10 protein-coding genes are annotated in these 13,484 nt (G+C 73.3%); 4 read left to right on the forward strand and 6 right to left on the reverse strand.

What is annotated here, in order from left to right:
* Window positions 1-6: 6 nt before the first annotated feature.
* Both J3P38_RS16895 and J3P38_RS16900 read right to left on the reverse strand, forming a co-directional pair.
* Window positions 7-819, reverse strand: a complete 813-nt coding sequence (locus tag J3P38_RS16895; RefSeq protein ID WP_210504453.1) for a purine-nucleoside phosphorylase — start codon at window positions 817-819, stop codon at window positions 7-9.
* Between the two features lie 37 nt (window positions 820-856).
* Window positions 857-1,309 carry a gamma-glutamylcyclotransferase gene (locus J3P38_RS16900; protein ID WP_210440176.1) on the reverse strand — a complete coding sequence of 151 codons (453 nt, stop codon included), beginning with the start codon at window positions 1,307-1,309 and terminating at the stop codon, window positions 857-859.
* A gap of 67 nt (window positions 1,310-1,376) precedes the next feature.
* Between J3P38_RS16900 and lpdA the strand changes: the two genes are divergently transcribed.
* Both lpdA and J3P38_RS16910 read left to right on the forward strand, forming a co-directional pair.
* A complete protein-coding gene (lpdA, locus tag J3P38_RS16905) occupies window positions 1,377-2,780 on the forward strand; it encodes a dihydrolipoyl dehydrogenase (protein ID WP_210440178.1) in 1,404 nt (467 codons plus the stop codon).
* The gene (locus J3P38_RS16910; RefSeq protein ID WP_210504455.1) at window positions 2,780-4,171 is read left to right on the forward strand and encodes an NAD(P)H-quinone dehydrogenase; all 1,392 of its coding nucleotides are present in this window, start codon (window positions 2,780-2,782) and stop codon (window positions 4,169-4,171) included. Before lpdA ends, J3P38_RS16910 begins: the two co-directional genes overlap by 1 nt.
* On the opposite strand, the gene J3P38_RS16915 is transcribed toward J3P38_RS16910, so the two are convergent.
* Window positions 4,107-5,012, reverse strand: coding sequence for a DNA-formamidopyrimidine glycosylase family protein (locus J3P38_RS16915; protein ID WP_210504457.1), 906 nt, complete (start codon window positions 5,010-5,012; stop codon window positions 4,107-4,109). The two genes, J3P38_RS16910 and J3P38_RS16915, sit on opposite strands and share 65 nt — an antisense overlap.
* A gap of 46 nt (window positions 5,013-5,058) precedes the next feature.
* Complete coding sequence (locus J3P38_RS16920) at window positions 5,059-5,856, reverse strand: hypothetical protein (RefSeq protein WP_210504459.1); 798 nt, start codon at window positions 5,854-5,856, stop codon at window positions 5,059-5,061.
* Window positions 5,857-5,960: 104 nt separating this feature from the next.
* On the opposite strand from J3P38_RS16920, the gene J3P38_RS16925 reads away from it, so the two are divergent.
* Window positions 5,961-7,187, forward strand: a complete 1,227-nt coding sequence (locus tag J3P38_RS16925) for a SpoIID/LytB domain-containing protein (protein WP_210504461.1) — start codon at window positions 5,961-5,963, stop codon at window positions 7,185-7,187.
* Window positions 7,187-8,131: an SGNH/GDSL hydrolase family protein gene (locus tag J3P38_RS16930; RefSeq protein WP_210504463.1), complete on the forward strand. Its 945-nt coding sequence runs from the start codon at window positions 7,187-7,189 to the stop codon at window positions 8,129-8,131. Before J3P38_RS16925 ends, J3P38_RS16930 begins: the two co-directional genes overlap by 1 nt.
* Here J3P38_RS16930 and J3P38_RS16935 read toward each other — a convergent pair.
* Together J3P38_RS16935 and J3P38_RS16940 are read right to left on the reverse strand one after the other, a co-directional pair.
* On the reverse strand, window positions 8,118-11,510 hold the full coding sequence (locus tag J3P38_RS16935; protein ID WP_210504465.1) for a pyruvate carboxylase: 3,393 nt from the start codon (window positions 11,508-11,510) through the stop codon (window positions 8,118-8,120). The two genes, J3P38_RS16930 and J3P38_RS16935, sit on opposite strands and share 14 nt — an antisense overlap.
* 190 nt (window positions 11,511-11,700) lie before the next feature.
* On the reverse strand, window positions 11,701-13,479 hold the full coding sequence (locus J3P38_RS16940; RefSeq protein WP_307807974.1) for an acetyl/propionyl/methylcrotonyl-CoA carboxylase subunit alpha: 1,779 nt from the start codon (window positions 13,477-13,479) through the stop codon (window positions 11,701-11,703).
* Window positions 13,480-13,484: the final 5 nt, after the last annotated feature.

The raw sequence follows: 13,484 nt of genomic DNA on the forward strand, positions 1-13,484 counted from the left end.
CGTGCCTCAGATGCCTGCCACGACCCGGCTGAGCAGCCCGCCCATCCGGCTGGCGGCCGCGCGGCCCGCCTCGAGGACCTCCGCGTGGTCGAGCGGCTCGCCGCTCAGGCCGGCCGCGAGGTTGGTGACCAGGCTGATGCCGAGGACCTCCATGCCGGCCTCACGGGCCGCGATGGCCTCGAGCGTGGTGCTCATCCCCACCAGGTGGCCGCCCATGATGCCGGCCATCCGGACCTCGGCGGGGGTCTCGTAGTGCGGCCCGGGGAACTGGACGTAGACGCCCTCGTCGAGGGAGTGGTCGAGGTCCTTGCACATCGCTCGCAGGCGGGGGCTGTAGAGGTCGGTGAGGTCGACGAAGGTCGCGCCGACGATCGGGCTGGTGCCGGTGAGGTTGATGTGGTCGGAGATCAGCACCGGCTGGCCGGGCTGCCAACCCTCCTTGAGCCCCCCGCAGCCGTTGGTGAGCACGATCGCCGAGCACCCGGCCGCGGCCGCGGTGCGGACCGGGTGGACGACGGCGGCGACGCCCTTGCCCTCGTAGTAGTGCGTGCGGGAGAGGAAGACCAGCAGGTTCTTCCCGCCGCTGCGGATGGAGCGGATCTTGCCGCTGTGCCCCGCGACGGCCGCCGCGCTGAAGCCGGGGAGGTCCGTGGTGTCGATCTCGGCGGTGGCCTCGCCCAGCGCGTCGACGGCGGGCAGCCAGCCGGAGCCGAGCACGAGCGCGATGTCGTGTCGCTCCACTCCGGTGAGGTCGGCGAGCCGGGCGGCGGCGGATCCGGCGAGCTCGTAGGGGGTGGGGGCTGCTGCGGCGTGGGTCACGCGCGAACTCTAGACCGCCTCGGCCGGAGGTGCGGGGTCAGAGCCCGGTCGAGCGGCACGCGCGGCGGCGCAGCGCGGCGACGTAGTCCTCGGGCGCGCCGGCGGCCTCGGCGGCGTCGGCCAGCACGCCGAGGTAGGACGCCGAGGGCAGGCCGCCCTCGTAGGCGTCGAGAACGTAGGCCCACACGACCAGCGGACCGGTCATCGTCTGCACCCGCACCTTGGTCTTGCGGTACAGCCCGGTGTCGGCGGACTCCCAGCCGTCGAGCGCGCGCTCGTCCTCGGGCGTCACGTCGTAGACCGCCACGAAGACCTGCTCGAAGGGGTCCTGGACGATCGTGGAGAGCGCGCCGTCCCAGCCGTGCTCCTCGCCGCCGAACGTCAGCCGCCAGCCGGTGAGCCACCCGGTGGACTGGAGGATCGAGTGGGGGCAGCGCTCGCTCATGCGGGCGGGATCGAGGTTCGTCCCGTAGGCGGCGTAGAGCGTCACGGGCCACACGATATCGAGCCGCGACCTCGGGTGTCCGCCGTGCGAGGCCGACAACTAGGCTGGGCGCGTGACCGACACGCACTTCGACACCCTCGTCCTCGGCGCCGGCCCCGGTGGCTACGTCGCCGCGATCCGCGCAGCCCAGCTCGGCCAGAAGGTGGCCGTGGTGGAGGACAAGTACTGGGGAGGGGTCTGCCTCAACGTCGGCTGCATCCCGTCCAAGGCCCTGCTCAAGAACGCCGAGCTGGCGCACACGCTGCAGCACGAGAAGGCGAAGTACGGCATCGAGGGCGAGGTGTCGATGGCCTTCGGTGCCACCCACAAGCGCAGCCGTGACGTGAGCGCCGGCATCGTCAAGGGCGTGCACTTCCTCATGCGGAAGAACAAGATCACCGAGATCGACGGCTGGGGCACGCTCCAGGGCCGCAACGACATCGACGTGTCGGACAAGGACGGGCAGACGACCCGCTACACCTTCGACAACCTGATCATCGCCTCGGGCGCCACGGTGCGCCTGGTGCCGGGTGTCGAGCTCAGCGAGAACGTCGTCACCTACGAGGAGCAGATCCTCGACGACCAGCTCCCGGGCTCCATCATCATCGGCGGCTCCGGCGCTATCGGCGTCGAGTTCGCCTACGTGATGGCCAACTTCGGGGTCGACGTCACGATCGTGGAGTTCCTCGACCGGATGGTCCCGACCGAGGACGCCGACATCTCCAAGGAGCTGCTCAAGCACTACAAGAAGCTCGGCGTGAAGGTCATGACGGCCACGGCGGTCAAGGGCGTCGAGGACACCGGCTCGGGCGTCAGGGTCACCGTCGCCCCCGCGGCCGGCGGCGACGAGCAGGTGCTCGAGGCCGACAAGTTCCTCGCGGCGTTCGGCTTCGCCCCCCGCGTCACGGGCTTCGGCCTCGAGAACGTCGGCGTCACCGTCACCGAGCGCGGCGCGATCGAGATCGACGACTACTGCCGCACCAACGTCCCGGGCGTCTACGCCATCGGCGACTGCACCGGCAAGATGATGCTCGCCCACGTCGCCGAGGCCATGGGCATCGTCGCCGCCGAGACCATCAACGGCGCCGAGACCATGCCGGTGGACTACGACTTCGTGCCCCGCGCGACCTACTGCATGCCGCAGATCGGCTCCTTCGGCTACACCGAGGCGCAGGCCAGGGAGAAGGGCTACGACGTCAAGACCGCGACGTTCCCCTTCACCGCCAACGGCAAGGCGATGGGCCTCGGCGAGGCCGTGGGCTTCGTGAAGGTCGTCGCCGACGCCGAGCACAACGAGATCATCGGCACCCACATGATCGGCCCGGACGTCACCGAGCTGCTGCCGGTGATGACGCTGGCGCAGAAGTGGGACCTCACCGCCGACGAGGTCGCCCGCAACGTCTTCGCCCACCCGACGCTGGGCGAGGCCGTCAAGGAGGCCGTCCACGGCATCGCCGGCCACATGATCAACCTGTGATGACCGACCACATCGTCATCATCGGCGGCGGCCCCGGCGGCTACGAGGCGGCCCACGTGGCCGCCCAGCTCGGCGCCGAGGTCACCGTCGTCGACACCGACGGGGTGGGTGGTTCGGCCGTCCTCACCGACTGCGTGCCCAGCAAGACCCTCATCGCGACCTCGGAGCTGATGACCGAGATGGCCTCGGCACGCGAGCTCGGGGTCAACTTCCGCGACCACGAGGGCGACGCCGCCACCTCGATCGCGGTCGACCTGGGGCGCGTCAACGCGCGCGTGAAGCAGCTCGCGGCCGACCAGTCGGCCGACATCGCGGCCCGGCTCGAGCGGGACGGCGTACGCATGGTGCGCGGTCGCGGCCGCCTCGGACCCGACCTGACCGTGGTGGCGACCACCGCCGACGGTGAGGAGACCCTGCGGGCCGACGCGATCATCGTGGCGACCGGCGCGGCGCCGCGCACGCTCCCCAGCGCCCAGCCCGACGGCGAGCGGATCCTCACCTGGGAGCAGGTCTACGACCTCACCGAGGTGCCGGAGAAGCTCATCGTCGTCGGCTCGGGCGTGACGGGCGCCGAGTTCGCCAGCGCCTACCTCTCGCTCGGCATCGACGTGACGCTCGTCAGCAGCCGCGACCGGGTGCTGCCCGGGGAGGACGCGGACGCGTCCGCGGTGCTGGAGGAGGTGCTCACCCGACGCGGCATGAACGTCCTGGGGCAGTCGCGGATGCAGTCGGTCACCCGTGACGGCGACACCGTCACGGTCACCCTGACCGACGGGCGCACCGTCTCGGGCAGCCACTGCATCCTCGCCCTCGGGTCGGTGCCCAACACCGCCGACCTCGGCCTCGAGGAGGCCGGCGTGGCGACCGGGGACGGCGGGTTCATCACCGTCGACCGCGTCTCGCGCACCTCCGCGCGCGGCATCTACGCCGCGGGCGACTGCACCGGAGTGCTGATGCTCGCCTCGGTGGCGGCGATGCAGGGCCGCATCGCGATGTGGCACTTCCTCGGCGACGCCGTGGCGCCGCTCGACCTCAAGAAGGTGTCCTCGAACGTCTTCACCTCCCCGGAGATCGCCACGGTCGGGTGGTCGCAGCAGGCCGTCGACGCCGGCGAGATCCACGCCGAGGTCGTCACCCTGCCCCTGGCCGGCAACGCCCGCGCCAAGATGCAGGGCGTGCGGGACGGCTTCGTGAAGCTGTTCTGCCGCCCCGGCACCGGCATCGTCGTCGGGGGTGTCGTCGTGGGACCGCGGGCCTCCGAGCTGATCCACCCGGTGTCGATCGCCGTGGCGGAGTCGCTGACGGCCGACCAGCTCGCCCAGGCGTTCACCGTCTACCCGTCGATGAGCGGGTCGGTCGCCGAGGCTGCCCGCCGCCTGCACCACGTCTGACGCCGCTCCCGCCGACCCGCATCTCCGGGCCCGGGCCGGGCTGGCACGCCGGGCACCACCAGGTGCGCCGGTTGGCGGGGTCGCCCGGCACCTCGGCGCTCACGCTGACCGGGCCTCGGCAGCGGCGACAGCCCTGGCGCTGCCGCCCGGTGACCCAGTGGTCGTCGCCCCTGACCGGTGACCCGGTCGTGACCTGGTAGGCGCCGTCGACCGTGGCGGAGTGGCGCAGCATCGTCGCCGCCCGCTCGACCAGGCGCGCGACGTCGACCTCGCCGACCGGGGTCCACGGGCTGACGCCGGTGAGGAACGCGAGCTCGTTGGCCCACAGGTTGCCCAGCCCGGCCAGCGAGCGCTGGTCGAGCAGCGCGGTGACCAGCGGCGTCGCCGGCTCGCGCAGCAGCCGGCGCACGGCCTCCTCGGGGTCCCAGTCGTCGCGGAGCGGGTCGGGACCCAGGTGTCCGACCAGGTCGGCCTCACGGTCGGTGGGCACGAGCGCGAGGTCGTGGAGGCGGATGCCGTGCACGGTCCGGCCGTCGTCGAGCGCCAGGACGAGGCGGACGTGGGGCACCACCCCGCCGGGCAGCCGCTTGCCCGGTGCGAGGGTCGACCACGACCCGTCCATCCGCAGGTGGCTGTGCAGCGTGGCGGGAGGCGAGTCGCCGAGCGCGGAGAAGCGGGTCAGCAGGTGCTTGCCGTGGGTGTCGTGCCCGACCACCTCGCGCCCGGACACGTCGCGGGTGGCCAGCGCCGGGGTGCGGAAGTCGGACCGCACGACCGTGCGCCCCACCAGCTGGCGGTCCAGCCGGCGCGCGAGCTTCCAGACGCTGTCTCCCTCGGGCACCCCTCCAGTGTCACAGGCGGCCCCGAACAGCCGTCCCGGGCGAGCGTCAGTCGCCCCCGCCCCCGCCTCCGCCGTCGCCGCCCCCTCCACCGTCACCGCCGCCGCCCCCTCCACCGTCACCGCCGCCGTACCAGCTGTAGTCGTGGCCGCCGATCATCCCGCCGGCCTCCCACGAGCCCGGGTCGCTCCACGCGGCGGCGAGCGGCAGCTGCGCGCCCGCCCCGCCGGGCGTGCCGGCGTACGCCATGGTGAGCCGCTCGGCCTGCATCCGGCCCTCCTGCACCAGCTCGGCGTACCAGCCGCCTGCCCAGGCGGCGTACGTCGGACCGGAGGCGAACCAGGCGACGCGGCGGTCTCCGAGCCGGACCAGGCGGACCTCGGGCTGCTCGCCGGCGGCGAGCCGCTCGGCGTCGCGGAAGCAGACCGGTACCTCGCGCGGCACCCCGCCGGGCGGCGCCCACGTGACGTCGCGGGTGGCCGGACCGTGGGCCGGGTCGAAGAAGCAGGGTGGCCGGCGCTCGGGCCGGGGCTTCCCGGCCTGCGCGGCCAGCACGCACGCGTGCGCGAAGCGCCCGTCGGCCAGCGTGCGGGTGACGGTGGTGACGTCGGCGGCGGCCTCCGCCCGGCGGAGCGCCGCCTTGGCGCCCTCGTAGGCGTCGAGCGCGCGCTGGTAGTCCGCGCGCATGTCGTCGTCGAGGTCGGTGCCGAGGGTCTCGAGGTGGAGCGCGGTGAGCTCCTCGCCGAACCGGGTGACGTCCTCGTCGGCCGCGCGGCGCACCTGGCGGAAGGCGTCGAGCTCGGCGAGCTCGCGCGCGTGCCTCTCCCTCCGGCGACGTCCCAGCACGCAGTCCATCCTGCCACCGTTCCCGCGGTCCGGACCCCCGCGCTGCGGACCACCTGTAGTCTCGGAGGTTCTTGTTCCGTCGTTCTCGGGGGAGAGCCACGCCCATGACCAGGACCCGCACGTTCCTCGCGCTCGCAGCCGGCGCCCTGCTGCTGCCGATGCTGCCCGCGCCCGTCGCGAGCGCCGCCGAGCCGCGCAGCCGGGCCGAGACCTGGCCCGTCACGGGCAGCACCGCGATCACGGTGACCGGGCACGGGTTCGGCCACGGGCGCGGGATGTCGCAGTACGGCGCCCTCGGCGCGGCCCAGCAGGGGCTCTCGTGGCGGCAGATCAACGAGTTCTACTACCCCGGCACGACCTGGGGCGCGGTGCGCGGCAAGCTCCGCGTGCTCATCACCGCCGACACCGGGCGCGACGTGCAGGTCGTCGCCGAGCGCGGGATCAAGGTCACGACGCTCGGCCGCAAGCGCACCTGGCGGCTGCCGCCCGTGGCGGCGCGCAAGTGGCGCCTCGTCGCGCGGGGCGACGACACCGCGGTCCAGTGGACCAAGGGCGGCGCCTGGCGCACGTGGCGGACCGTGCGGGGCGAGGCCGAGCTGACCGCCGCGGACGGCCGGCTCACCCTCGTCGTGCGCGGCGCGCGCCGGGAGTACCGCGGCGCCCTCCAGTCCGTGGCCGCGCGCGAGGGCGGCCGGCGGCAGACCGTCAACAGGGTCGGCATGGAGGCCTACCTGCGGGGCGTCGTGCCGCAGGAGGTGCCGGCGCTGTGGGAGCCGGCCGCGGTCAGCGCCCAGTCGGTCGCGGCGCGCACCTATGCGGCGTACGAGCGCGCGCACCCGGCGGCGGCGCACTACGACATCTGCGACACCACCCAGTGCCAGGTCTACGGCGGCGCCGACGTCGAGCACCCGGCGGCGACCGAGGCGATCCGGGCGACCGCCAAGCAGGGCCTGTTCCACGACGGCCGACCCGCGTTCACCCAGTTCTCCGCCAGCAACGGCGGCTTCTCGGCCGCCGGGTCCATGCCGTACCTCGTCGCGCAGCCCGACCCCTACGACGGCCTCGCGAACCCGAAGTACTCCACGTGGACGACCGTGATCGACGACACCCAGGTCGAGCGGCACTGGCCCGCGATCGGCGACCTGACGAGGATCGAGGTCATCTCGCGCGACGGCAACGGCGACTGGGGCGGTCGGGTCACCGACATGGCGTTCATCGGCACCACCGGCACGGCCCGCGTCGACGGCGACACCGTCCGCTCCTACTTCGGGCTCTACTCCGACTGGTTCACCTTCAGCGTGATGCCGCGGCAGAAGGGTCCGGTGCGGTAGTGCCGCTGCCCGGGGCCCGGCTCGCGGCCGCGCTGGCGGCGCTGGTCCTCGCCGGCTCGGCCTGCCAGTCCGGCGGAGCGGCCGACGACGACGCCGACCTGCCCGACCCGGTGGTCAACGCCGAGGTCGCCACGCCCGTCGACTACGTCGCGATGGGTGACTCGTTCTCGGCCGGGCCGTTCATCGGCACGATGCGCAGCGACCCCAGCGGCTGCGCGCGGTCGAAGGACAACTACCCGGCCTTCCTCGCCGACTGGCTCGACGTGGCCAGCTACACCGACGTCACGTGCTCGGCCGCCACGACGGCGGACCTGTACGACCCGATGACGATGTTCGACGGCAACGTGACCCGCCCGCAGCTCGACGCGGTGTCGGAGGAGACCGACCTGGTCACCCTCGGCATCGGCGGCAACGACTTCGGGATCTACGACTCCCTGATCCGGTGCCAGCGCGGGACGGCGGCGCAGTGCCCGGTCGCGCAGCTGCGCACCGATGCCGGCAAGGTGGCCGGCCGCGTCCGGCAGGCGGTGCGCCGCATCCGCGACGCCGCGCCCGGCGCGGAGGTCCTCGTCGTGGGCTATCCCGACATCCTGCCCACGGAGGGCACCTGCCCGGCCGTCGGGGTACCCGCCGAGGTGCTCGGTCCGGTGGCCGAGGTCGCGGGGCTCCTCAACGACGCGCTGGAGCGCGGCGCGACCGCCGGGGGTGGTGAGTACGTCGACCTCGAGGCCGCCTCCGAGGGCCACGACGTGTGCGCCGGCGGCCGGGCGTGGGTCAACGGGCCCCGGCTCCGCGTCGGGGTCGCGGCGCCGTTCCACCCCACGATCACCGGTATGCGCGCTGTCGCGGTCGAGGTCTTCCGGCACGTGACCGGCGAGGACCCCGCCGAGGTGGGCGAGTACGCCGAGCCCGACCCCGACGTGGTCGTCCTCAACGAGGGCTGATCACCAGCACCAGGTCGCCGCCCTCGACGGCCTGCGTCGACGGCACCGCCAGCCGCGCGACCGTGCCGGCCACCGGCGCGGTGATGGAGGCCTCCATCTTCATCGCCTCGATGGTCGCCACCGTCTGCCCGGCCTGCACCTCGTCGCCCTCGGCGACCGCCACGGTCACCGCCCCGTCGTAGGGGGCGGCGACGTGGCCGCGGTCCTTCGGGTCGGCCTTCTCGGCCGAGGCGACCTCGGCGGAGATGCTGCGGTCGCGCACCTGCACGGGTCGCATCTGGCCGTCGACGGTGGCCATCACGTTGCGGAGGCCGCGCTCGTCGGGCTCGCTGATCGCCTCGAGACCGAAGAGCATCTCCCGGCCCTCGCGCACCTGCACGCGGTGCTCCTCGCCGCGGCGCAGGCCGTAGAGGTAGTCGATGGTGGAGACCGCCGAGAGGTCGCCGAAGGCCTCGCGCGACTCGCGGAAGGCGGCCGTGGGGCCCGGGAAGAGCAGCTCGTTGAGGGTGGCGCGGCGGTCGGAGGCCAGGCTCGCCTGCTGCTCCTCGGTGAGCTCCTCCGTCGGCTGCTTCCAGGTGCGGCCGGCGAGCGCCTTGGTGCGGAACGGCTCGGGCCAGCCGCCGGGCGGGTCGCCCAGCTCGCCGTTGAGGAAGCCGATCACCGAGTCCGGCACGTCGTACGACGCCGGGTCGGCCTCGAACTCCGCCGGGTCCGCGCCCGCGGCGACGAGCGCGAGGGCGAGGTCGCCGACCACCTTGGAGGAGGGCGTCACCTTGACGACGTTGCCGAGGATGTCGTTCGCCGCGGCGTACATGTCCTCGACCTGCTCGAACTTCTCGCCGAGGCCGAGCGCGATCGCCTGCTGGCGCAGGTTCGAGAGCTGCCCGCCGGGGATCTCGTGGCGGTAGACGCGGCCGGTCGGCGACGGCAGTCCGGACTCGAACGGCGCGTAGACGCGGCGCACGGCCTCCCAGTAGGGCTCCATCGCGTTGACCGCCGCCAGCGACAGGCCGGTCTCCCGCTCGGAGTGGTCGGTGGCCGAGACCAGCGCGGACAGCGCCGGCTGGGACGTCGTGCCCGCCATCGACGCGCACGCCGCGTCGACGGCGTCGACGCCCGACTCGATCGCGGCGACGAGCGTGGCGAGCTGCCCGCCCGGGGTGTCGTGGGTGTGGAGGTGGACCGGGAGGTCGAAGCGCTCGCGCAGCGCGGTGACCAGGGTGCGGGCCGCCGGGGCGCGCAGCAGGCCGGCCATGTCCTTGATCGCCAGCACGTGGGCGCCGGCCTCGACGATCTGGTCGGCCAGGCGCAGGTAGTAGTCGAGGGTGTAGAGCCGCTCGTCGGGCGAGGACAGGTCGCCGGTGTAGCAGAGCGCGACCTCGGCGACCGACGTGCCGGTGGCGCGGACGGCGTCGATGGCGGGCCGCATCTGCGAGACGTCGTTGAGGGCGTCGAAGATGCGGAAGACGTCGATGCCGGTCTCGGCCGCCTCCTGCACGAAGGCCTCGGTGACCTGAGTGGGGTACGGCGTGTAGCCGACGGTGTTGCGACCGCGCAGCAGCATCTGGAGCCCGACGTTGGGGATCGCCTCGCGCAGCGCGGCCAGCCGCTCCCACGGGTCCTCGGCCAGGAAGCGGAGCGCGACGTCGTACGTCGCCCCGCCCCAGCACTCCACCGACCACAGCTGCGGCGTGGTGCGGGCGACGTGGTCGGCGACAGCGAGGAGGTCGCGGGTGCGCACGCGGGTGGCGAGCAGCGACTGGTGCGCGTCGCGGAACGTGGTGTCGGTGACCGCGACCCGGTCCTGCGCGCGCAGGCGGCGCGCGAACTCCTCGGGCCCGACGTCGCGCAGCAGCTGGCGGGTCCCGGGGGGCACCGGCTGGGAGCGGTCGAGCGGCGGCAGCTTGGTGGCGGGAGCGACGGAGACGGGCGCCGGGCCGTGCGGCTGGTTGACGGTGACGTCGGCGAGGTAGGCCAGCAGCTTCGTGGCGCGGTCGCCGCCGAGGTTCGCCTTGAGCAGGTTGGGGTGGTCCTCGATGAAGGAGGTGGTCACGCCGCCCGCGGCGAAGTCGGGGTCGGCGAGCACGGCCTGGAGGAAGCCGACGTTCGTCGAGACGCCGCGGATGCGGAACTCCAGCAGCGCGCGCCGCGCCTTCTGCACCGCGGCCTCGAAGGTGCGGCCGCGGCAGGTCAGCTTGGCGAGCATCGAGTCGAAGTGGGGGCTGATCTCGGCGCCGGTGTAGGTCGTGCCGCCGTCGAGCCGCACGCCCGGGCCACCGGGGGAGCGGTAGGTGGTGATCTTCCCGGTGTCGGGCCGGAAGCCGTTGGCGGGGTCCTCGGTGGTGATGCGGCACTGCAGCGCGAAGCCGCGCGGCTCGACGGCGTCCTGGGTGAGGTCGAGGTCGGCCAGCGTGGCGCCGGCGGCGATGAGCATCTGCGACTGCACCAGGTCGACGGCGGTCACCTCCTCGGTGACGGTGTGCTCGACCTGGATGCGGGGGTTCATCTCGATGAAGACGTAGCGGCCGGCCGGGTCGAGCAGGAACTCGACCGTGCCGGCGTTCTTGTAGCCGATCTCGCGGGCGAAGCGGACGGCGTCGGCGCAGATCCGGTCGCGCAGCTCGGGGTCGAGGTTGGGTGCCGGCGCGATCTCGACGACCTTCTGGTGGCGCCGCTGCACCGAGCAGTCCCGCTCGTAGAGGTGGATCACGCCCTCGTCGGAGCCAGTGCCGTCGGAGAGGATCTGGACCTCGATGTGGCGGGGGTCGACGACGGCCTGCTCGATGAAGACCGTCGGGTCGCCGAAGGCGCCCTCGGCCTCGCGCATGCAGGTCTCGATGGCCTCGCGCAGGTCGGCGCGGTCCTCGACGCGGCGCATGCCGCGGCCACCGCCGCCCGCGACGGCCTTGACGAAGAGCGGCGCCTCGATCTGCTCGGCGGCGGCGAGGAGCTCCTTGACGTCGGTCGACGGAGGCACGGACTCCAGCACGGGTACGCCGGCCGCGCGGGCCGCCGCGATCGCGCGCGCCTTGTTGCCGGTCAGCGTGAGCACCTCGGCGCTCGGGCCGATGAAGGTGATGCCGGCGGCGGCGCACGCCTCGGCGAGCGCGGGGTTCTCGGACAGGAAGCCGTAGCCGGGGTAGATGGCGTCGGCGCCGCACTCCACGGCGACCGCCACGATCGCCTCGTGGTCGAGGTAGGCGCGGACCGGGTGGCCCTCCTCGCCGATCTGGTAGGCCTCCTCGGCCTTCATCCGGTGCTCGGACCAGCGGTCCTCGTGGGGGAAGACGGCCACTGTGCGCGCACCGATCTCGCGTGCGGCGCGGAAGGCCCGGACTGCGATCTCGCCACGGTTGGCGACGAGCACCTTGGAGAACATGGCCGAACGCTATCCATCGGCCGGTGCGACCGGGGTTACCGGTCCGTACTCCGGTCGGCGCGCTCCGTGGTCAGCGAGCGAGCGCCGGTCCTGGTCGCCCCCGGTAACGCCCCGGAACGTGCACTCCCGCCCCCACTGATGGGGGCGGGAGTGTGCAGTCGGGGGCGTTACCGGGGGGATCGGGCGGCGGTCAGCCCTGGATCTCGCAGATGACCGCGCCGTTGGCGACGGTCGCGCCGACCTCGGCCTGGAGCCCGGTGACGGTGCCGGACTTGTGGGCCTTGAGCGGCTGCTCCATCTTCATCGCCTCCATGACCACGATGGTGTCGCCCTCGGCGACCTCCTGGCCCTCGGTGACGACGACCTTGACGATCGTGCCCTGCATCGGGGAGGTGACCGCGTCGCCGGACGCCGCGGCCCCGGCCTTCCTGGCCGACCGCTGGGGCTTCTTCGCCCCGGCTGCGCCGCCGCCGGCACCGGCGAGGCCGCCGAGCCCGGCCGGGAGGACGACCTCGAGGCGGCGACCGCCGACCTCCACGGTGACCTTCTGCCGCTCGGCCGCCTCCGCGGCCTCCGCGGCGTCGCCGGCGTACGGCTCGATCCGGTTGTCGAACTCGGTCTCGATCCACTGGGTGTAGACGTCGAAGGAGCCGGTGCCGTCGGGGGTGGAGGGACCGACGTACGCCGGGTCCCGCACGACCGCGCGGTGGAACGGGATGACGGTGGGCATGCCGTCGACGACGAACTCGTCGAGCGCGCGGCGCGAGCGCTCCAGCGCCTGGGTGCGGTCGCGGCCGGTGACGATCAGCTTGGCGATGAGGGAGTCGAACGAGCCGGGGATCGTCTCGCCGTTCTCGTAGCCGCCGTCGAGGCGTACGCCGGGACCGGACGGCGGGCTCCACGCGGACAGGGTGCCGGGGGCGGGCATGAAGTTGCGGCCGCCGTCCTCGGCGTTGATGCGGTACTCGATGGAGTGCCCGCGGATCTCGGGGTCGTCGTAGCCGAGCTCCTCGCCGGCGGCGATGCGGAACATCTCGCGCACCAGGTCGATGCCGGTGACCTCCTCGGAGACGCAGTGCTCGACCTGGAGGCGGGTGTTGACCTCGAGGAAGGAGATCGTGCCGTCCTGCGCGACGAGGAACTCGCAGGTGCCGGCGCCGTGGTAGCCGGCCTCCTTGAGGATCCGCTTGGACGACTCGTAGAGCTCGGTGAGCTGCGCGTCGGTGAGGAACGGCGCGGGCGCCTCCTCGACCAGCTTCTGGTTGCGGCGCTGGAGCGAGCAGTCGCGGGTGGAGACCACGACGACGTTGCCGTGCTGGTCGGCCAGGCACTGGGTCTCGACGTGGCGGGGCTTGTCGAGGAACTTCTCGACCAGGCACTCCCCGCGGCCGAACGCGGTGACCGCCTCGCGCACCGCGGACTCGTAGGCGTCGGGGATCTCCTCCAGGGTCCGGGCGACCTTGAGGCCGCGCCCGCCGCCGCCGAAGACGGCCTTGATGGCGACGGGGAGGCCGTTGGCCCTGGCGAACTCGACGACCTCGTCGGCGTCGGCGACCGGGTCCTTGGTGCCCGGCGCCAGGGGCGCGTTCGCCTTGTCGGCGATGTGCTTGGCCTTCGCCTTGTCGCCGAGAGCCTCGATGGCCGCCGGCGGCGGGCCGATCCAGATCAGCCCGGCGTCGATGACGGCCTGGGCGAAGTCGGCGTTCTCGGCCAGGAAGCCGTAGCCGGGGTGCACGGAGTCGGCGCCGGACCGCTGCGCGACGGCGATGATCTTGGCGATGTCGAGGTAGGACTCGGCGGGCGTCGCGCCGCCCAGGGAGTGCGCCTCGTCGGCCAGGCGGACGAAGAGGGCGTCGCGGTCGGGGTCGGCGTACACCGCCACGGAGCCGATGCCGGCGTCCTTGCAGGCGCGGACGACGCGGACGGCGATCTCGCCACGGTTGGCGATGAGGACCTTCTTCAAGCTCACGCGGG

It is taken from the genome of Nocardioides xinjiangensis, assembly GCF_017916455.1.
In the GTDB taxonomy this organism is placed as follows: Bacteria; Actinomycetota; Actinomycetes; order Propionibacteriales; family Nocardioidaceae; genus Nocardioides; species Nocardioides xinjiangensis.

What these genes read in the sequence shown, in the direction of transcription:
- J3P38_RS16910 (WP_210504455.1), top strand. Translation starts at nt 2,780, where the DNA reads ATGACCGACCACATCGTCATCATCGGCGGCGGCCCCGGCGGCTACGAG.
- J3P38_RS16925 (WP_210504461.1), top strand. Translation starts at nt 5,961, where the DNA reads ATGACCAGGACCCGCACGTTCCTCGCGCTCGCAGCCGGCGCCCTGCTG.
- J3P38_RS16935 (WP_210504465.1), bottom strand. Translation starts at nt 11,510, where the DNA reads ATGTTCTCCAAGGTGCTCGTCGCCAACCGTGGCGAGATCGCAGTCCGG.